This window comes from Hungatella sp., from assembly GCF_046966825.1.
The window spans coordinates 1-20,246 of the sequence record NZ_JBKVCZ010000115.1 but is presented as its reverse complement, the minus strand read 5'-3'; the positions used below and the strand labels follow the sequence as shown (position 1 = coordinate 20,246).

The following is a 20,246-nucleotide window of genomic DNA, read 5'->3' as shown; positions in this document are numbered from 1 at the left end:
GTTGTCAATCTGCACCATATACGCAGCTTGAAAAGTATGCCTGCCGGGAGAATTGAAGCCGTGCTGGAAACAGGGGAAAAGCTGCTGGTCTCCCGCCACTATGCCCCGCTTCTCAGAGAGCGCCTGGGATTGTAAAGAAAAGAAGAAAGGAAGGAACACTTATGAATGAATTTATTAGATTTTATACCTGGGGAATCAAAATGAAATTTCATATGGCCATCTATACGCTGGCACTGATCGCAACGAATGGTTTCGTAAAGTGGCTTATGGGAGAACGGTCCATCACAATTCCGACCCTGTTGGAAATGATGCTTGTCTGTTTTGCAATTGCACTGTTGGAAACCTGGATTTTCCCTGAAGAAGGCATCTGGGAGGGCTCCGCTATGGTCCGCCGGACTGTATTGTGGAGTCTGGTATGTAATACTGGATTTATCGGGTGGAACCCTGGCCTTGACTGGTTCTCCGGAATTCCTGGATGGGCGGCCATAGTACTCCTTTTGTTTCTGGAAGGCGGCCTGGCCGCCATGTGGTTCGCCATGCACGTAGCATTGAAAAAAGATACCGAGCAGTTGAATCAGAAATTACAGCTATATAAGAATGGAAATTAGCATTCGGGACAGCTCCTGTTCACGTCTTATTCTTCATGTTTGGCAAACTACATTTTCAAATAACAAAAAGCCGAAAACCTTGAATTTACAGGTTTTCGACTTTTTGTATAACGTTCCTGAGCGGATTCGAACCGCTGGCCTTCCGCTTAGGAGGCAAATCGAGGCTTCCGGGTTATCCGTTTTGTAACGGATTCGTGACGTTAGTGCCCGGTTTCTGTATTTTCTCCGTGACGATTATAGAGACATCAAGCCGATTAAAACTGGTTATCACGGCTTATACTTAAAAACGCAACTGTACAAATAGCTTGATGTCTCTACAAAATATCACTCACTAAACCACAATTTCGTTTATCGAAGTTGTGGTTTTCTTTTTACATGAAAAAAGCTTCTGTATAGGCAAATACACAGAAGCTCAGACCATGCTATGAAATACAATATACCACATTATAGCATGGCGAATCTCAAAATACAATAGTACGCAAAGGAGTATTCGCAATGAATGAATCGACTACAAATATGAGAACCGAAGAAGCGATAAAAGAAAAAATAAAGGAGAGCCGCTTTGAATCCATCAATGGAAAAGACTTGATGGAAATGGACTTGCCGCCGCTTCATTACACCATCAGTACCATTTTACCGCACGGTTTCTTTATCCTCGCCGGAGGTGCTAAAGTGGGTAAATCGTGGCTTGCCGAGCAGATATCCTACGCTGTTGCCAGTGGAGGGCAAATCTGGGGCTATCAAGCCATACAGTCCGAGGTCTTGTATCTCGGTCTGGAAGATACCGTAACACGCTTACAGAGCCGTTTTGAGATGCTTGAAGCCTATGAGGGTATGGAGAACATCCATTTCGTTTTAAAGGCAAACAGCATCACTTCCGGCGTTGAGGAAGATATCCGTGATTACTTAACGCAGCATCCCAATATCAAACTGGTGGTCATTGACACGCTCCAACATATCAGAGGGAATGAGTTTGTAAAAAACATCTATGCCGGGGACGTGGAGTTTACCAACATCCTGCGCCAGATAAGCATGGAGTTTGACCTTACCATCCTTGCGCTCACGCACACCAACAAAGGCAAGCACGATGATGATATCAGCAAGATTTCCGGCAGCGAGGGCATGGCAGGAGGAACAGACGGGAACTGGGTGCTGACAAAGAGCAAGCGCACCGACACCAGAGCCAATCTCACCATTTCCAACCGTGATACCGAAGCCTTTGAATTTGCCCTTGAATTTGACAAAGAATCCTGCCGTTGGAACAAGCTCACCCGTGACGAATCTGTTGTCAATGAAAAGGAGCGGTTCTTACACGCTATCGTTAATTTCGTCAAAGCAGAGGAAGCACACCATTGGGAGGGGACGGCAACAGAGCTGCTGACAAACTTACAGGCACGAGAGCCGATTCTTGTTAGTTACAGTGCTGCTGTGTTCTCAAAGAGCTTGAAAGCAGCGCAAGATTCGCTGAGAGAGATCTATGGGGTTTCTTATGTGAGCGCATTCCATAACAAGAAAAAATGGATAACCCTTGACTATATCGAAGTCAAGTAACTACGGGTACTACGCCAGCACCGTTGTTTTTCATAGGACGATGAAGAAAAATTACCCGTAGTCGGATTTCTGAGGACAACGGCAAAATTCTACCGCTTATCCTAACGGAAACAACGGCGCACCCGTAGTTGCCGTTGTCCTCAGCTTAAATCAATCTATTTTATAAGCAAAGGAGACGAAATGAGAGATTACAGTTCACAAAAAATTGAGATTGAAACCATAAAACCAAGAACCATAACAGTGAATCTTTCCAATGCAGATGTGAAACGCCTTGCCGAAAAATCCGGCGAGGGTGGGTTGACAATTTCAGAGCTGTTGGAGAACTTCATCGGGGATTTGGTAGACGGAACATATTCCAACGGAAGTGATGAACGGATGTATGCGGAACAGTGGTATCAGCGTTGTTGGTTTGCCATGTTTTCGGATGATACATTTCTGAAATTTTTGCTGCTGTGGGGGGATTTGGACGATTATATTGATTTGATGGATGAACTTGAAAGCAATAAAAAAGAAATGGCGGAAATGACAGCCGATGCCGAAGAATACTCCGCTGAGGAACGGGACGAACTGCAAGAGTATATCAATGAGTTGCAGAAAGAAATTGATTATTATTGGGGCAAATTTTTGGAGCGAAAACGTCAAAAAGAATCCTATGTTTTTGAAAAAGAAATCGAAAATATTATGGCGTGGAAATCGCAGCTTGATACAATTCTCGACCCCGAAAATCCATAGCAACACATTATTAGCAAGCAGGGGGAAAATGTACCCATTCCCTCATACTTGCATATAGCAAGCATGGGGAAATTGTACCCACTCGTTGTCCATTATTCTCCCTATACTTGCAATAGCAAGCATAGGGGAAATGTACCCACTCGTGTCATTTTCCCACTTGTTAGCCGTTGCACTGGGGCAACGCCCCCTAATACCCCCACCTGTACCATTTTGCAAAACGGCAAAATGACTGTCCCACAGACGGCACAACAAAACTAAAACCACTGACGAACAATTTTGTAATTTCCTCACGGTGAGGAAGTTTTGAAAGGAGAAGTAATAAATGGCTGAAAAAGATAGAGTTCGCACAGAGCAATTCCGTTTTACTTTGCTTCCAGAGGAAAATGCTATGCTCACAAAAAATGCTTTTGAGTACGGCTTATCGAAATCGGAATATTTAAGAAAACTGATTCTTGCAGAATCGTTGACGGGTAAGCAGTGGCACATGGATAGAGACCAGGCAAAGCAGTTGATTTACGAAGTGAACCGCATTGGAAACAATGTCAATCAAATTGCTTATAACACAAATGCTGTTCGATTTTCTTCTAATAAGGATTGGGGAGAACTCCAAACAAAATATTTTGAGTTAATGACACTGTTTTGTCAGTTTGCGTTGCGAGAGAACGGAGAGGAAAAACTCTGGTATAAAAAGATTCTGGAACTGATGCCAAAGGACGATTCCTCAAGTGTATAATAATCTCTGTTTTCTAACCATGGTAGAAAATACGCTTGTAAGATGATGATGCTATATGATAAAATGAAACCAACAAATCGATATTTGAGATATCCCTCCTTTGTCCTTTTATGGAAAGTGTTAAAGGTCAAGAACGCACAGGTCAGAGGGCAAACGAGCATGAAGTTCGACAATAAGCGACACAGGAGGGTGAAAGATGAATGGTTTTTCGGTAATGGCAGAGAGCTATAAGAAGCTGATGTAACAGGGTAAGATTGAAAAAGAGATACGCATATATGAGTTTTTGGCTACTTGCGACAGTGACGATTTGCACAGAGGATAAAGTAACATTTAATTATTAGAGGGGGATATTATGGATACAAGGTTCAACCAGACAAAATTAAAGAAGCTCCAGATCTTCAATGGAGCACAACTGAAGTATTTGGCATTTGCATCTATGCTAATAGATCATGTTAATAACGCTTTAATAACACCTTATTTAAATGGACAAGGTTTTCTATTACATTTGTCCAATCTATTTTCTATTTTGGGCAGAATTGCATTCCCGCTGTTTGTTTTTTTGCTTGTAGAGGGATTCTTCAAAACTAGCAACAGAATGAAATATCTGATTATGCTTTTAATTTTTGGTGTAATATCAGAAGTGCCTTTTGATTTGTTTACATCAAAAACTTGTTTCTCTCCATATTGGAACAATATAATGTTTACCTTAGCGCTATGCCTTGTTACAATTTGGATTATTGACATTCTTAAAGATAAAATCAGCAATAAATATCCTTGGTATGCTTTATCAATCCTGATTGTAGCATTTTTTGGGTTTCTATCTATGGAGCTAAATCTTGATTATGATTATCACGCAATAGTCGTTGCCTATCTCTTTTATATATTCTATGATAAACCTCTCCTTGGTGCTGGCCTGGGATATATATCAATTATAAAAGAACTTTACTCATTTATAGGTTTTGGCATGACTCTAACCTATAATGGTGAAAGAGGCAAACAATATAAATGGTTCAACTATTTCTTTTATCCAGTACATATTCTAATCTTAGGGCTTTTGCGCATATATTTAAACATTTAGTTTATACTACCCGACCTTGACGGAGTGGAGTGTAACACTTCCCAAAGGGGAAAAAGCAATGGCTTATTCCCCTGCCACACGGCGAGTGTGGGGTTTGGGGCAAAGCCCCAAGAGGGGGCAAGGGGAGTATCCCCTGCACATGACTTTACGGAGTAAAGTATAATGTGCTATACTTTACCAAAGGTGGAAAAACTCTATTGATAAGATTAGCGGTCAAGGCGAAGCCAGAGGGGTGTGGGTTTATATACTCAACATAGCATATCAAAGAAATTGACCACGCCGATGTTTGGAATACGCCCGATAAAATGTATCCTAACAGGCCATCATTCTATTGTTTGGAAATAAGACGATGCTGATTCCGGGAGGGACTTCCGATGACAAAAGAAATTGAAATTCAAGGCTGCATTACCATTCCAAAAGACGTCTCGATGGATGAAGTTATTGATAAATTTATTGCATTCATTGAGAAAAATGAGTGGAGTTTTGGCGGTGGCTATCGCACCATTATAGATGGATACTATATGAATGCTGATGGTACAAAGGGGAAATGTGTCCTTGATGAGTGAGCAGGCTTAACTTGCACTATGAACGAGACGTATTTGAGCAGTATATATTTGTGAAGCGGGAGGTGCGTTAATGAAGACCGTTGACATACATGGCATGACCAATATGGAGCTTGTTCAGGGAGGAACCGACGAATGGTACTGGGCAACGGACTATATTCACGGCGATCTCTATGAAGCGGAAGAACTATTCCGGCAGAGACACCATGTGCGGAGTAACCGCTTGTATCTTATCCACTATCCGGACGGTACAGTGTATGAGCCTGTGCCGCCTGTGGACGGTCAATATCTTGGCTATCCCGTGTATGATGAAGGCGCTATTGTGCTGCTGGTAGTGAATTTCGCAGAAAGTATGATATATATTCTTCGGTTCATACATCAACAAGAGAAAACGCAGGAAGTGGCAAGGTTGCCTCTGTCCACAGTGAAAGACTGCTATAATCTCATCCTTCATACCTCTCCATTATCGCTGACACGGCAGCCAAATGACGGGACATTTGAGATGATTTGGCCTGAGAAAATAAGCTTTGCGATAAATGATAGGGAATCTTTTAACTTTCGGGAGGGGGATGACCTTTATTTCAATATTTGGTACGAAGACCCGGACTATCGGGAGGAGACGCTGGTGCGTTCTCTGCGAGACGGAGCGATTTTGGAGAGACTTCCGGGTGATATTCGTATTATGCCAAACGGGGAACGGTGGCTTATCAAATAGCTTTGTCATCTAACTTCCAGTTTTACGAACTAATTGTATCAAAATAAAGTCGTTTAAAGCTGCCGATTAGCACACAACAGCTTTTGGGGATGATGGTTGCGTTTGTGGTTTACCAGCGATAAACTGTCAACGTATTGATTTCACTTTAACTGCTGACGCAAACGCAAAGAGCACCTCTATACTCAATTGAGTGCAGAGGTGCTCTTGTTATTTATCATATTCGAAAAGCTAATGCAGAGCTTTTGTCGGGCATACCTTGGTATTAGTACGCATTTTCTTCAAAGTAGGTGTAGATTTTTTCCGAAACATAGCTTACCAGATAAGCGATAAAAGGAAAAACAATGAAGCCTACTGCCTTTGTAAATTCTCCAATTTCTCCAAATGGGACGCCGCTTTTGAAAGCACAAAAAGACTGATACAGATAGTAAACTCCTGCAATCAGTCCGAAAGAAGAAATGTAACCAATTCCTTTTGCGACATAGGAAACCGCATGAAACGCAATGGAAAGTGGCGTGTAAATAATCGTCCTCAATTCACTGAAAACAGAACCGAAAAACTTATATCTTTTTTCTGACTTTTCAATTCGTTTTTCTGACCTTGCGTATTCTTCATCTGTCATAACAGTGCCAAAACCCAACTCTGCAAATTTCTTGCCAATCTCCCTTGCACTCTGTTCTTCTCTATTTTCATTATAGTTGTAATCTTTCATAATGAATCACCTCGCAAGAATAGAATTTTCAGCCATGAGCAAAACGCAGGTTTTGCAACATTGATACCACCATATGCCGCTGTATCGAGCTTGATAGTGCTATATGTTGTATGTCGTTATGAGTAAATCGGAGTTTTGCTCATGGCTGTAGAATTTTTTATGTATTACGCTCGTCCGTAGAATTTGTTTGTGTTACACTGCTTTTTTGAATTTGTGATATTGTTCGTATTGTCTTAACATCCCGAACCACACAGAGAACTGTCAGAACAATTATGATAAATACAAATCCATCTTCGCTCAGCCAAGGAATAGAAGCAATAATTCCATCTATTTTAAAACTTACAAACAACGCTATCGCTACCGTTATTATAAATGCAAGGAGATACCTCTTTGATACATCTAATATAAATCCATAAAGCGATAAGCTTATATAGGCTAAAGAGGCAAGTCCAAGACCGGCACCTATTATTTCTAATGAAAAAATCGCCCCTCCTTTTTGGAACTGGCTATATACGTACCAAGCAAAGATTCCTAAAAAAATTATCATTTTTAAGATTTTTGTTGTAATTCTGCTCATATATACCTCCGCAAATTCAATTTTCTGTTTCTGGCGGTGTAATCTTAAATCAAAAATCTTCCCCTGTAATAAAACGCAGAATCAGATTATTGATTACTTTATTCTCTTTAATGCTTTCTTCGACTTGTTCAAGCCACAGTTCTTCGTTTTCTTTATCAAACGCTTCCAGTTCGGCACGCTGTTCCGGCGATAAGCCCTTGTATCGTTGCTCAAAATATTCTGCACGTTCTTCCGGGGTTTCCTCCGGGTCTGTGAATCCTGTGATATCTGTAGGGAATGTATCCGGCACCAACTTTCCCTGTCTTGTCAGCCAAGCTAAGGCATCAATAAATCCCATCATGTATGTAAGACGTTCTTTTGACGTTAGGTAGAAGTTCTCCGTCTTTAGGTACTTTGTACGGGGAGACTGTCCAAACGCCTTGAAAAGCCCCTTATCGCTTTCTAAGAGTATTCTAAGGCCGTCATGGTACTGCTCATAGTTATCAAGCACCATACTTTTCAGCGTATATAATTCGTCCGAGTTCATTTCAATCCCTCCAATATAATTTATAACATAAATTATAACATATAAATCACATCTATGGAAACATAAAATCTAACATAGAGGTGATTTAGCATGAAAGAGGAAAAATTGATAATTCATCCGAAACGTCCCAAGGGGGATGACGGTTATAAGACCTTTTCTGTTCGTATCAGAGAGGACGTTGTGCAGCGCATTGATGAAATATCGGCTCAGACAGGGCGCAGCCGAAATGAACTGATTGGTATACTGTTGGAGTTTTCGTTAGACCGCTGCTCCATCGAACCCAAATAACAAAAAATCACAGGCAGCTCCTTTGCGTAGTGCAATAGGAATCGCCTGTGATTTTCTTATTTTCCGTATCGTTTGATATCCACCTGTGACAGCGTGTGGACGGTGGCTTTAAGCGTTCTCAAATGCTCCCGAGCTGTTTTATAGTCCTTATGAGCAATGCAATCCTCAATCAGTTCTACATTGTCATTCACAATCATATCAAACTGCTCTAACGAGGATTTCAACCCCAGAATGCGTTCAAAGTCTGTATAACGGGATTCCACTTTTTCTGCCGGAGGTTCGTTTTCTTCGCACTGTAAAGGGAATGTGTCCGTCCATTCTTGCAGTTCGGCTTGTGTGATATCCCCGTTCTCCCATTTGCGCCTTTCGTTGTACCATGCTTGTAACGCTTGAAGAATTGTCTCATCCTTTGTCTGGATAGCGTATTTAGGCTCTTGCGGAAGTTCGATTGGCACAAGGTCATATTTCTCGGACAGTTCAAACAAAATGTGTATGGCATCGTTATAGCTGTCGATCTGGCGGTCAATGAGTGTTTCTACTGGCACACCGAGCCTTTGGGCAATCAGTTCTAATTTATCTCGGGACGCTTGTCTATATCCAATTTCATAATTCCTTATAGCGGCTTCATTTACCCCTAAAGCGTTTGCCAATTCAACAACAGTTGTATCTTTCTGCGAACGGATTCTTCGAATTTTTGTTCCTGTTCCCAGATACCTTCCAGACTTTTTATCGCTTCGAAATTTATCCCACAAACCCATTTGTTTTCCTCCCAACTGTGTTGCCCCAACAATACACTTCAGATAATACCATCGTTTGAGCCGGAAATCAAGATTAACCATTCGCATTCGAATGAAAAACGCTATTAACGTAACTATTTTGCTTCAACCGTATTGACAACGGCACTACTCAGGAGTAATATAAGAATATAACACAATATAACATTAACGTTATACTGTGTTGCAAAGCCGCATTAACCAGTAATAACAAAGGAGATGAATACTATGGCAGGAGTAACCCAGTCTATCATGGAGTGTCGCAACTACTCTGTGCAGGACATTATGAACATCTATGGTGTCGGAGAGGAAAGTGTCCGCAACTTTATCAAAAAGCATCAGAAAAACAATGATTTTCGTGTATTCATGGTGGGGAAATATCTTCGTATCGACAAGAACAGTTTTGAAGATTGGTATAACAATCATCCGAACGAGTTCTAACGGATGTTATGGGCAGAAAACCTAAGAAGAAAGACATAGCTGAGTATTTGTGGCATAGCGAACCCACCAAGATTAACGCTACCAATGACAACTGGCGCATCCGCTATGGGTATCTTGATTCCGAAGGCAAGGAACACCAGACCACCGAGACTGTGAACAACGAACGTGCGAAGAATCAGTTCTTATCCTATCTTCTGCTCCGAGAAAAGGAGCATAAGGCTGCCAAGGGCACAACAGTAGCTTCAAAAGTTGATAAAACGGAGATAGAAACCGTTGAACAACTCTTGTACGCCTATGCCGAACATACTAAGTATTTACATACCATCGGAGACAGATATGGATGGGACGAGGGCACTTACAGAGCGAATATCGGTAAGATTCGTAATTACATTGTTCCCGTGTTTGGTTCATTCCCTATATGGAAAATAACCCGTGTCGATATGAGACAGGGCTTCAAGGATATGCTTCAATTACCGCAAGCCAACGGGAATCATAAGGCAAATGGGGCAAGGGTATCACAGCGTACTGTTTATGATTGCAAGAAAATCATCAGCCGAGCATTTAAGTACGCTACGGATGATTTGGAGCTTATCACAGAAAACCCCATGTTGGGTGTGACTGTAAAGCAGCCGAAGTCAAGCAGGCGTGAGGTGTGGACAGAAGAACAGTTTAATTTTGCGTATGATAACTGTTCCGATCCACAGCTCAAGCTTCTAATCAGCCTTATGGTGGCATTGAGCAGCCGTATTGGAGAATGTCTTGCCTTAACATGGTCTGATGTATACGATAACGAGGACAAGCATGAACCGTCCTATATTCGTAACTACAAGGAGTTGACTTACCGCACTGAGAAATTTATTAAAGAAACAAATGGTCGGGGGATTCTCAAAGTATTCGACCAAGTTCGTAGCACTCGACCGGATGCAAAAAGACGTGCGGTCTTTCATGTTACCAAGACGGAAAAGGAAATCGAAGCAAAGACGGACAGAATCTATATAGCGCCGGAAGTCATTTTCATGCTCCGTGATTACAGGCTTGTTCAGAATCAGCATAAGCAGCTTGCAGGAGACAGCTACATTGATGATGATTTGATATTTGCTCACGAGGATGGTACGCATATCAGTTCACAATACGCCGATGATATGTTCCGTTCACTCTATGAGCCTTTAGGACTTCCAAAAGTAGACCTGTATAGCCTAAGGCATTTCTCAATCACAAAAAAACTTGATTATAACAAGCATGACTATGTGAGCTTGGCTAAGGATACCGCCCATCGTCAGTTGAGCACGATACAGGACTATTACGAAACGCCGGAGGACAGCGTAAGAATTGATACAGCGAAAGCGATTGGAAAGTTTCTTAGTCGCTCCGGCAAATCGGATTCTGAATCCAAAGCGACAATCTCTCTGGCAGATGAAGATTTTGCAAAAAAGCTTGAGGAAGTGGCTTCTGATTCAGCCGGAAAACAGATGCTTGAGTTTGCTATCGCCATGTACGAGAAGAACAATTCGGGCAATTAAAGGTCATCCGACACCAACCGTATTTAACGCCGTTAATCACCTAAATATTTAGCTACTGTACAAAACCACTGAATTTACTGTATAATATAAGCGATACGAAACACCCGAACCATGATTCCCTTGCAGCAATAAAAGAGAAAAACCTCTCCAAGCGAAGCTTGATTATTTTTTCTTTTACTGCTCAATAAAAAAGCCGAAAACCCTTGAAAACAAAGGCTTTCGGCGTTATTATCTGGCGCGCCAAAAGGGATTCGAACCCCCGGCCTTCCCCTTAGGAGGGGGACGCTCTATCCAGCTGAGCTATTGGCGCGTATATCAAATGAAATTGTAAATAGTGAGGATTGAACAACCGCTTAGGAGTTGAAAAGTCCATTTCCACAGGGAAATCGCACAGTCCCTGTTGTCTCTCCTGTTCCAATAAAATCAAAGGTTTTGAACTTCTATTTTCTTCCAGAGCGCTCCTTGTTCCACCACGCTGCTGATGATATTTGCTGGTCGTATTAGCAAAATATTAGCAGTTTTACAATATAGTTGAAAAGGATAGGTTCGAGGTTCACCTGAGTCTTATCCCATATTACCGCAAATTATACTTTTTAACAAGGAGAATCTATGTCAGAATATCAACTTCAAATCAAGCAGATCGTGGACTATCCGCGCTGCCGGATATACCGCCAATTTGTCCGTACACTTATGGATGACCGAAGCTTTCGCGCAAGTGAAGGCTCCGGTCTTTTTCATTATGTGGTACTCTGTAATTTTGCCAATTTCCGTACCTCGTACCGCCACATAGATGGGATCAGCTATACCATCTACCCTGGCGAGTGGATTTGTACCACAAAAGAGCTGGCAGCATGGTTCCGCACCCGCTTCCAATACCAGGCCGTCAATATCCTGGAAAAGCTCCAAAGCCTCCACCTGATATCCTTCCTGCAGCTTAACCGTGGTAAGGTAATCAAATATAAAATCCGGGACTGGAAAAAGCATAATACTGTCCTGGATTATAATTGCCCCTGCCAAAAGGACACCGGCTTCTTTTTTATGCCTGTCTCCACGGCCATGGAGCTTTTAAGTACCAGCCGCTGCTCTGAAATGGACATTGCGCTGGACTTATGGATTTCTACGGTCTACAACGATGAGCAGGTGGACGGCTCTGATGTCGGTCCGGTAGTCTATATTAGAAACGGCACCGGAAACCCTCTTGTAACTTACACGGAATTGTCCGCCCGGTGGGGGATCTCTAAAGCTACTGTTGGACGGGTCTTAAAAAGACTTTCCGATCTGGAATACCTCACTCTGCTGACCTTCCCTGGCCGCCATGGCAATGTGATTTATCTTCAAAGCTACTTATCCACCATGTTTCAGATATCAGACGTCATGATAGATAAAGAGGAGGTTGCCATGATACTGAATATTAAGCTGGAGCTGCCCGATGAAGCAGAATCCGGGGATAATCAGCCTGTGCCGGAATATAATGTCTGCGTCTCAAATGAGCTTTCCAGCGTTTCAAAAGCGCACATTGAAATCATACTCCGGCAGATGGCGAAAGTCCTGTCTGCACAAGGGATTCCGTGCTTTGAATGTCCCAAATCCCAATATAAGTTATATCCTTTATCAAACGCCTGCATGGAAGAGTCTCTAATCCGCGCACGAGGAATTTCTGAATCCCGCATTGGTCTGGCTGTCCTCTGCGGTGATGGTAAACAGGTCTGTACCTTTGAACTTACGCTCTCTCCCTGTGCGGAGATGGAACCCAGGAGGAAATGAGAATGAAAAAAAAGAATGAACTGAATCATGCTGATAACCCGCTGTACCACAATACCTGGACACTTCTGAAAAAATACCGTGATGTCGTATGGAGCCTGGAACTGTCTGTGCAGCAAGTCCGCAACACATTTGAAATTGAATACGGAAACGCCGTTGAAGAATTTTTGGATTCCATTTACTTAGCCGGGGCGGATTTGACCGGCAGCGCAATCGAACACCATGCCCAATGCATTGAACAGAGCCACAAAATGCTCAAGCTGCTGGATACGGCCATTGATCTTCTCCGCACAAAGCACAAAAATGGAGAATCTTTTTACTGGCTGCTGTACTACTCCTTTTTATCCCCCCAGCAGCTTCGCAATGTGGACGAAATTATCGAAAAGCTGCGCCCACATATCCGTGATATCAGCTTCCGAACCTATTACCGGCGCCGAAGGGAAGCTATCGACGCACTGAGTTCAGTCCTGTGGGGCTATACCGCCAAAGACAGTATGGCGATTCTGGAACAATTTTTCCCGGATCAGCTCCATGGCAAAAAATTGGCACAGGATTGAGAGAACATTGGCACAGTTCTGCCCTTTCGCCGTAAATCCCGATGTGTTAAAATGAATATGCTCAAACTTGCACCTAAAATTAAATCGGGCTGAATCCACACCTTTTCCGAAAGGTGTTTTTTCATGCCCAAATGGCTGTACCGCCAGGAAAATGCCGCGTTGGGATAACCTTTACTCAATGTGGCATTTCCATTTTACAGGTATTCAAAATCAAATTAGGAGGTCAGTAAATTGAAAAAAATGACTGTATCCCAAACAGCAAAACCGCCCGAGCCGATGGGAAAGCGCAGGTATCGTTTCCCTGTCCGGAAAGCGGCATACTGCGCTTATCTGGCCGTATGCTTATCCGTCATGTATTCCCAACCCGCTTATGCGGCTGATGTGTGGACAAAAGCCAAGGAAATCATGCAGGATGTGTACAACCAGATTGTGCTTATCTCTACCGTGGCGGCTATTGTAACAGCCTCGGTTGCTTTGTTGATGATGAACTTTTCCCGCAGCGGCAAAACCGTGGACGAAAGCAGGGCGTGGCTTAAACGTATCTGTTTAAGCTGGGCCATCATAAACGGGTTGGGTTTTATTATGGCTTACATTACCCCATTTTTCGCAGATGGAAAGTGGACCGGCTGATTCCGGTGCCGGGTGAATTTTAGAAGGGAGTGATTCTATTATGGGGATTTTAGACGGCATTGTGGAATGGATTGCAGAACAGGTAATGAATGGCCTCGACCTGGTGACTACATCAGTCTTAGGTGCGCTTGGCTGCGATATGACCGTGTTCCTGCGCTATTTTCCCGCCGCCGAAACCATGTATCACGTATTTGTGGCCTTATCCATCGGATTAATACTGCTCAATCTGGTCTGGCAGCTCTTTAAAAACTTTGGACTTGGCACAGGAGTCGAAGCAGAAGATCCGGTAAAGCTCACCATCCGGTCCGTTCTTTTTATCCTGTTAGCATACTTTTCGGATAATATTGTCAATACGGTGCTAGAAATCGGGGGAACCCCTTATGGCTGGATTTTGGATTCCGAACTTCCGGCTCTGAGCTTTGCTGATTTTAACTCCGTAATGCTGATTATCATCGGCGTCTGCGCCAATGGCGCGGTTGCTCTCATAACCCTGGTTCTGGTGCTGATTCTGGCGTGGAATTATTTAAAGCTGCTTTTTGAGGCTGCGGAGCGCTATATCCTGCTGGGAGTGCTTGTTTATACTGCACCTGTGGCCTTTTCCATGGGAGCCGCCCAGGCTACATCAAACATTTTTAAGTCATGGTGCCGTATGTTGGGCGGACAGGTGTTTCTTTTGATTATGAACGCCTGGTGCCTGCGGCTCTTTACAAGTATGGTTGGCGCATTTATAGCCAATCCACTCTCTGTATAAGGAGGTTTATTTACAGTGAAAAAAGAGTATGCCCGAAAGGGCTTTTTATGGTTCATAACGAGCGGGAAGGCGAGCAATTTCAATGACGCGGCCATGTGCCCGGCTGTCTGTAAGTTTCTGGTGGGCGTCCTGGCGGTAGCGCTGCTGGTCTGTTTATCCTGCCAACCGGCTTTTGCCGCTATTAGCGAAAGTGATGTACAGGCCCAGGTGGATTCGGCCGGGAAGGAAGCCGTGGCTGGAAATGTGCTGATCTGGTTTTTGTGTGCGGTCAGCTTCCTGAAAATATCCCAGAAGATAGATTCGTTTATGGCAAGTCTGGGCGTCAACGTGGGACATACCGGGGGAAGTATGCTGGCGGAAGCCATGATTGCCACAAAGGGACTGTCCACAGTCCGCAATGCCTCCAGCCGTCATTTCGGGGGCGGACGCAGCAGCTCCACTCATACTAATTCCGTCAGAGGCTCCAAGTCAGGAGCTGCAGGCGCTATGGGCGGGTTCATGAGCGGTGGGCTTGCTGGTGTTGTCAGCCGGTCCATACAGAATGGAGCCGCCAGGGCGGCTACTGGTTCCTCCGAGACCGGAACGCCTGGCGGGATCGGTGGCGTTGGAAAAGATTCAGGCGGAATTGGCGGTCAAATATTCGCTTCTTCTGTCAGTAAAGGCGGGAACTTCGCCAACAGCGTAATCAGCTCCATTGCAACTGGAAGTATCGCAGCTTCCGGCTCCATGACAGGAGAAAAGGCAGCCCAGGCCCTTCAATCTTATATGGGCTATGCCGCTTTGGGGGAAGGCGCAGAGCATATCCCTTCTTTCTCCGATGTGGAGATTGGCGGCGGCCGTATTACCGGAACCGAAGTTTCAGAGGAATACCCGGAGGGCGCTGCCTTTGGCATGTATCATACCGCCCAGTACACTGCTCCATCAGGGAGCTATACCACTATCCAGACAGCGGACGGGGCTTCCTGGTATAAACAGTACGCCGCCGATGCTGTCGAGAAATCACCATACATGGCGTCGGACGGCTCTATCGCATACAACGAATCTATTGTAAAGAAGCTCCCGCCGCCCCCGCAGAGAAAGGACAGGATATAGAATGGCTGAAGAACAAAAAAATGGATTATCAGAAGCCGTAGAGACAGGAGCTCCAGCAGCGCAGGCGATACACGGGGCAATTAAAACAGGAAAAGCCGTATCAGCCGCCGCAAAAGGAGCCGCTGTCGGCGGGCCATACGGAGCCGCTGTCGGCGCTGTCCTGGCCGGACGCAGGCATATCGGTAAGATTGTTGCGGCTATCGCTGTCTTGGTTATGCTTCCGGTTCTGTTTGTGTTAATGCTCCCTGGTCTGCTGTTTGGCGGCTTGACAGGCTCCGGCTCTTCCGGAACCGATGGACTTCCCGTCCTGAATGATGAACAGGCGGTCATTGAGAATGCAAATGACATAACCTTTTCCATCAATCAGATTCTAAGTGAGGGGCTGGACGATGTGATGGCACGCATAGATGCGGATTTTGCTGCTTCGGACGGTGATGAGATGGAGGTACATAATCCTTACGCCTCCGCCCCGGTTTACAACGCGAATTTATTCATATCACAATATTGTGCGGCACGGAATTCAGATTTTAGAACCATATCTCTATCCGATATGGAGGCTGTGCTGCGTAGAAATAAAAGCTACTTTTATTCTTTTACCCGGAAAGAGGAGTTTCGGGACAGGGAGGAGACCGATCCTGATACCAACGAAAAAAGCACGGTCACTGAAAAATGGATGGTCTATACCATTTCCTACAACGGGGAAGCTCATTTTGCGGACAATGTTTTTCAGCTGACTGATGAACAGAAGGAGCTGGCCGCTGATTATGCTTCCAATTTGAGCCTTTTTCTGGGGGATGGTATGCTGCAAAACCTGTCAGCATGGAACGGAAACAGTATTCCTTCTCTGGGGGATATCCGGTTTGCGGACGGTGGCACCCCGGTTGTCTATTTTAACCAGATGGACGAGCGATACGCAGGTAAACCTTATGGGACGGACCATGTTGGAAGTTATGGTTGTGGCCCCAGCGCTATGGCGATTGTGGTTTCTTCTCTCACCGATGAAATTGTTGACCCTGCAAAAATGGCGGATTGGGCCTATAAAAACGGTTTTTGGTGCAAAGGCAGCGGCTCCTACCACGCGCTCGTTCCGGGAGCAGCTAAAGCCTGGGGGCTTCCTGTTTCCGGCTGCAGCGCTTCGGAACCCCAGCGAATTATTGACGCCCTGTCGGAAGGAAAGCTGGTGGTGGCGATTATGGCTAAGGGACATTTTACCTCGTCAGGACATTTTATTGTTCTGCGGGGAGTTCAGGACGGTAAAATTATGGTAGCTGACTCAGGCAGCTATAAACGGAGTAATCAGCTCTGGGATTTATCAATTATTTTAAATGAAGCCAGCCGCCGGGCTGCTGCCGGTGGCCCCTTCTGGATTATCGGATAAATGCCTGACGGCTGAAGAAATGAGGTTATCAATGAACAATCAGAATGACCACGATACTTATATTATACCGCCGAATTTCGTGGAAACCGGTACTTTTTTCGGCGGTATGTTTAAAGCGCGCAACGTGATTGAAGCCGGCATCCTGGCATTTGCCATCGGATTGCCGGTTTTCCTGTTCCTCCCTTTCGGTCTGACTGCCAGAATCATTGTGCTTTGTTTAACCGCGCTGCCGCTGGCGCTCCTTGCCCTTATTGGCATATCTGGAGAAAGCCTGTCCTCTTTTTTAATGATATTTCTTAAATTTTTAAAGAACCGGCGGGTTGTGGGGAAAGAGACTTCCAATGATACTGTCTCTCCCAAATCGGAAAAGCAAAAATTGGAAAAGCAAAAGCGGGTAAGGGCCGCTAAATCCATGAAAGATCATAGGACTGCAAAGGCCCAAAAATCCGCAAAAGGAAGCATGGAGAAAAAGCGCCGCACCCTGGCTGATTCTGATTTTCCGGCAGAATTTGATGAAATACGAGAATATAAGATAAAGCAAAAGCTGCGGCCCTGCAAAGGGGTTAAGCGGAAAAGGACCGTAAAGTCAAAGCCTGATAAACAGAAACATCATGGCAAACAAAGGCCTCACTTAAAGAAAGCTGCCCGCACCCAGGAACCAGCATTTTCCTGCTTGAATCCTGTGGCTGACTATTTTCCAATCACCAAGATTGAAAACGGCATTATTTATACCAAGGATCACCGCTATATCAAGGTGGTTGAAGTTGTGCCTATCAACTTTATGCTGAGAAGCGCCAGGGAACAACGGAGTATTATCTATTCCTTCATCTCCTACTTAAAAATCAGTCCGGTTAAGCTGCAGTTTAAGGTTCTGACCCGCCGGGCGGACATTTCCCGCCATATGGACGCGGTGCGGTGCGAGATGGCGACGGAAACCAATGAACAGTGCCGGCTGATGCAGGAGGATTACCTGAAATTTGTACAGCAGGTTGGCTCCCGTGAAGCTGTTACACGCCGCTTTTTTCTTATCTTTGAGTATGAGCCCTGGTCTAATACCAAGCGCTCCGAGGAGGAGGGGGAAGCCATCGGGTGTTTACAAAGCGCGGTCCGCACAGCTTCCAATTACCTGCGGCAATGCGGGAACGAGGTTATCATACCTGACAGTGAGGACGAGTTTACCGTGGATATCCTCTATAACCTGCTGTGCCGCAATGAGAGCGCCGTTAAGCCGCTTTCTGAGCGGGTGCAGGAGGTAATTGCAAAGTACATGGAAAATGGGCGGGAAAGCGATGTTGACCGCATTCCTGCTAATGAATTTTTCGCGCCGTCCAGCATAGACTTCACCCGCAGCCGCTCTGTCTGTATTGATGGTCTTTATTACTCCTACCTGCTGATTCCCTCTGACGGCTTTAAACCGCAGGTTCCTGCGGGATGGCTTAGCCTCATTGTGAACGCCGGTGACGGAATTGACTTAGATATGTTTCTTACCCGTCAGCCCAAAGAGAGGATTGTCCAGAAGGTGGGACAGCAGCTTCGTATTAACCGCTCCAAGCTAAAGGACGCCAGCGATACCAACACGGATTTTGACAGTATCGACGGCGCGATCCGCAGCGGTTACTTTTTAAAAGAGGGGTTATCCGGCAATGAGGACTTTTATTTCCTGAATCTGCTGATTACCATTACCGCCCACAGTGAAGATGATCTGGAATGGAAGGTCAGTGAAATGAAGAAGCTGCTGCTCTCCCAGGATATGCGCGTCAATACATGCCACTTCAGGGAGGAGCAGGCGTTTCTTACCTCTCTGCCATTAGCGGCTATGGAGAAAAAGCTGTATGAACAGAGTAAACGCAACCTTCTGACAGAGGGCGCCGCAAGCTGCTACCCCTTTACCAGCTATGAAATGTGTGATGATAATGGCATTTTGCTGGGGGTAAATAAATATAACAGTTCTCTTATTATTGCGGATATTTTTAACAGCGCAGTATATAAAAATGCCAATATAGCGATTCTTGGCACCAGCGGGGCAGGCAAAACCTTTACCATGCAGCTCATGGCTTTGAGAATGAGACGGAAGGGGATTCAGGTCTTTATTCTGGCTCCTCTTAAAGCCCATGAGTTTCACCGGGCCTGCGCCAATGTAGGCGGGGAGTTTATCCAGATTTCTCCGGCCAGCCCCCACTGTATCAATATCATGGAGATCCGGCGGATCGACCACACAGTTAATGACTTACTGGATGGTCCAAGTATCCACCTGTCGGAGCTGGCTGCCAAAATCCAGCGGCTGCATATTTTTTTCAGCCTGTTGATTCCCGATATGACCCACGAGGAACGGCAGCTCTTAGACGATGCGCTGATACGCACCTACAACGCCAGAGGCATTACCCATGATAATGCTTCTCTGGAGGATCCAAAACGGCCGGGTAACTATCGGGAAATGCCAATTCTGGGGGAATTATATGAGCTTCTTAAACAGTCCCAGGATACAAGGCGCCTGGCAAACATCATCAACCGCCTTGTAAATGGCTCTGCCCGCAGCTTTAACCAGCCCACCAACGTATCCTTAGACAACAAGTATACGGTATTAGACATTTCTTCCCTTACAGGGGACATGCTGGCGGTGGGAATGTTCGTGGCGCTTGATTTCGTATGGGACAGGGCCAAGGAAAACAGGACGGAGGAGAAGGCTATTTTCATTGACGAGTGTTGGCAGCTTCTTTCCGGCGCCGGCGCTACGGGTACGCGGCTGGCCGGTGATTTTATACTGGAAATATTTAAAACCATACGCGGTTATGGCGGTTCTGCGGTCTGTGCCAGCCAGGACTTAAACGACTTTTTTAATCTGGACGAAGGACGGTTCGGAAAGGGCATTATCAACAACTCTAAGACTAAAATCATTCTGAACCTGGAGGACGATGAGGCCATGCGCGTACAGGAATCTTTGCACCTGTCAGACGCCGAAACCATGGAGGTAACGCACTTTGAACGGGGACACGGATTAATCAGCACCAATAACAATAATATTATGGTGGAATTTAAGGCCAGTCATCTGGAAAAGGAACTGATTACAACGGACAGGCGGGAGTTGAAGGAGCTTGTTGACCGCAAGAGGAAGGAAAACCTTATATTACAGTAGCTTCATAGGCGTTCCGGCATCGGGACGCCTATACATTCATTCTCATCCTATATGACTGCCGCGGAGTGGTGTAAAGAACATATCTGGCTGCTTTACCAGATGAAAGCAGGGCGGTACTGCTCTCCGCTAT

General features: G+C 45.0%; 22 protein-coding genes and 1 tRNA gene. 18 read left to right on the top strand and 5 right to left on the bottom strand.

Annotated elements, in window-relative coordinates:
- Positions 1 to 9 precede the first annotated feature (9 nt).
- The 8 genes from ACLTD4_RS25760 (at position 10) to ACLTD4_RS25725 (ending at position 5,980) form a co-directional block, all read left to right on the top strand.
- Positions 10 to 135, top strand: coding sequence for a LytTR family transcriptional regulator DNA-binding domain-containing protein (locus ACLTD4_RS25760; protein ID WP_412331661.1), 126 nt, complete (start codon positions 10 to 12; stop codon positions 133 to 135).
- Positions 136 to 161: 26 nt separating this feature from the next.
- Entirely contained in the window at positions 162 to 608 is a 447-nt protein-coding gene (locus tag ACLTD4_RS25755) for a hypothetical protein (RefSeq protein ID WP_412331660.1), read from the top strand.
- 495 nt (positions 609 to 1,103) lie between these two features.
- Positions 1,104 to 2,159, top strand: a complete 1,056-nt coding sequence (locus tag ACLTD4_RS25750) for an AAA family ATPase (RefSeq protein ID WP_006776320.1) — start codon at positions 1,104 to 1,106, stop codon at positions 2,157 to 2,159.
- 180 nt (positions 2,160 to 2,339) lie between these two features.
- Positions 2,340 to 2,891, top strand: coding sequence for a hypothetical protein (locus tag ACLTD4_RS25745; protein WP_006776319.1), 552 nt, complete (start codon positions 2,340 to 2,342; stop codon positions 2,889 to 2,891).
- A 322-nt stretch (positions 2,892 to 3,213) separates the two neighbouring features.
- A complete protein-coding gene (locus ACLTD4_RS25740) occupies positions 3,214 to 3,624 on the top strand; it encodes a plasmid mobilization protein (protein WP_006776318.1) in 411 nt (136 codons plus the stop codon).
- 352 nt (positions 3,625 to 3,976) lie between these two features.
- Positions 3,977 to 4,702 carry a TraX family protein gene (locus tag ACLTD4_RS25735; protein ID WP_412331659.1) on the top strand — a complete coding sequence of 242 codons (726 nt, stop codon included), beginning with the start codon at positions 3,977 to 3,979 and terminating at the stop codon, positions 4,700 to 4,702.
- A gap of 374 nt (positions 4,703 to 5,076) precedes the next feature.
- Positions 5,077 to 5,268, top strand: coding sequence for a hypothetical protein (locus ACLTD4_RS25730; RefSeq protein WP_006776315.1), 192 nt, complete (start codon positions 5,077 to 5,079; stop codon positions 5,266 to 5,268).
- A gap of 70 nt (positions 5,269 to 5,338) precedes the next feature.
- Positions 5,339 to 5,980 carry a hypothetical protein gene (locus ACLTD4_RS25725; RefSeq protein ID WP_006776314.1) on the top strand — a complete coding sequence of 214 codons (642 nt, stop codon included), beginning with the start codon at positions 5,339 to 5,341 and terminating at the stop codon, positions 5,978 to 5,980.
- A gap of 262 nt (positions 5,981 to 6,242) precedes the next feature.
- Here the strand turns inward: ACLTD4_RS25725 and ACLTD4_RS25720 are convergent, their stop codons facing one another.
- From ACLTD4_RS25720 to ACLTD4_RS25710, 3 genes are all read right to left on the bottom strand, one after another.
- A complete protein-coding gene (locus ACLTD4_RS25720) occupies positions 6,243 to 6,689 on the bottom strand; it encodes a hypothetical protein (protein ID WP_006776313.1) in 447 nt (148 codons plus the stop codon).
- A gap of 157 nt (positions 6,690 to 6,846) precedes the next feature.
- Positions 6,847 to 7,266, bottom strand: coding sequence for a hypothetical protein (locus tag ACLTD4_RS25715; protein ID WP_006773350.1), 420 nt, complete (start codon positions 7,264 to 7,266; stop codon positions 6,847 to 6,849).
- Between the two features lie 49 nt (positions 7,267 to 7,315).
- Positions 7,316 to 7,792, bottom strand: a complete 477-nt coding sequence (locus ACLTD4_RS25710) for a hypothetical protein (RefSeq protein ID WP_006773349.1) — start codon at positions 7,790 to 7,792, stop codon at positions 7,316 to 7,318.
- Between the two features lie 105 nt (positions 7,793 to 7,897).
- Between ACLTD4_RS25710 and ACLTD4_RS25705 the strand changes: the two genes are divergently transcribed.
- Complete coding sequence (locus tag ACLTD4_RS25705; RefSeq protein ID WP_243009717.1) at positions 7,898 to 8,080, top strand: ribbon-helix-helix protein, CopG family; 183 nt, start codon at positions 7,898 to 7,900, stop codon at positions 8,078 to 8,080.
- A gap of 56 nt (positions 8,081 to 8,136) precedes the next feature.
- On the opposite strand, the gene ACLTD4_RS25700 is transcribed toward ACLTD4_RS25705, so the two are convergent.
- On the bottom strand, positions 8,137 to 8,838 hold the full coding sequence (locus ACLTD4_RS25700; protein WP_006778125.1) for a helix-turn-helix domain-containing protein: 702 nt from the start codon (positions 8,836 to 8,838) through the stop codon (positions 8,137 to 8,139).
- A gap of 243 nt (positions 8,839 to 9,081) precedes the next feature.
- Between ACLTD4_RS25700 and ACLTD4_RS25695 the strand changes: the two genes are divergently transcribed.
- Entirely contained in the window at positions 9,082 to 9,294 is a 213-nt protein-coding gene (locus ACLTD4_RS25695) for a helix-turn-helix domain-containing protein (protein WP_006778124.1), read from the top strand.
- An 8-nt stretch (positions 9,295 to 9,302) separates the two neighbouring features.
- Positions 9,303 to 10,814 carry a tyrosine-type recombinase/integrase gene (locus tag ACLTD4_RS25690; protein WP_006773345.1) on the top strand — a complete coding sequence of 504 codons (1,512 nt, stop codon included), beginning with the start codon at positions 9,303 to 9,305 and terminating at the stop codon, positions 10,812 to 10,814.
- 233 nt (positions 10,815 to 11,047) lie between these two features.
- Here ACLTD4_RS25690 and ACLTD4_RS25685 read toward each other — a convergent pair.
- A tRNA-Arg gene (locus ACLTD4_RS25685) sits at positions 11,048 to 11,124 on the bottom strand.
- A gap of 299 nt (positions 11,125 to 11,423) precedes the next feature.
- Between ACLTD4_RS25685 and ACLTD4_RS25680 the strand changes: the two genes are divergently transcribed.
- The 7 genes from ACLTD4_RS25680 (at position 11,424) to ACLTD4_RS25650 (ending at position 20,116) form a co-directional block, all read left to right on the top strand.
- On the top strand, positions 11,424 to 12,578 hold the full coding sequence (locus tag ACLTD4_RS25680; protein WP_006778123.1) for a MarR family transcriptional regulator: 1,155 nt from the start codon (positions 11,424 to 11,426) through the stop codon (positions 12,576 to 12,578).
- A gap of 2 nt (positions 12,579 to 12,580) precedes the next feature.
- The gene (locus ACLTD4_RS25675; protein ID WP_006778122.1) at positions 12,581 to 13,132 is read left to right on the top strand and encodes a hypothetical protein; all 552 of its coding nucleotides are present in this window, start codon (positions 12,581 to 12,583) and stop codon (positions 13,130 to 13,132) included.
- Positions 13,133 to 13,372: 240 nt separating this feature from the next.
- Positions 13,373 to 13,762 (top strand): hypothetical protein, encoded by a 390-nt coding sequence (locus ACLTD4_RS25670; RefSeq protein WP_006773341.1) that lies wholly within the window; start codon positions 13,373 to 13,375, stop codon positions 13,760 to 13,762.
- Positions 13,763 to 13,802: 40 nt separating this feature from the next.
- Positions 13,803 to 14,513, top strand: coding sequence for a hypothetical protein (locus tag ACLTD4_RS25665; protein WP_006773340.1), 711 nt, complete (start codon positions 13,803 to 13,805; stop codon positions 14,511 to 14,513).
- Positions 14,514 to 14,528: 15 nt separating this feature from the next.
- Positions 14,529 to 15,605: a hypothetical protein gene (locus tag ACLTD4_RS25660; RefSeq protein WP_006773339.1), complete on the top strand. Its 1,077-nt coding sequence runs from the start codon at positions 14,529 to 14,531 to the stop codon at positions 15,603 to 15,605.
- Between the two features lies 1 nt (position 15,606).
- Complete coding sequence (locus tag ACLTD4_RS25655; RefSeq protein WP_006773338.1) at positions 15,607 to 16,983, top strand: C39 family peptidase; 1,377 nt, start codon at positions 15,607 to 15,609, stop codon at positions 16,981 to 16,983.
- A 31-nt stretch (positions 16,984 to 17,014) separates the two neighbouring features.
- Positions 17,015 to 20,116 carry a VirB4 family type IV secretion system protein gene (locus ACLTD4_RS25650; RefSeq protein WP_006773337.1) on the top strand — a complete coding sequence of 1,034 codons (3,102 nt, stop codon included), beginning with the start codon at positions 17,015 to 17,017 and terminating at the stop codon, positions 20,114 to 20,116.
- Positions 20,117 to 20,246 lie beyond the last annotated feature (130 nt).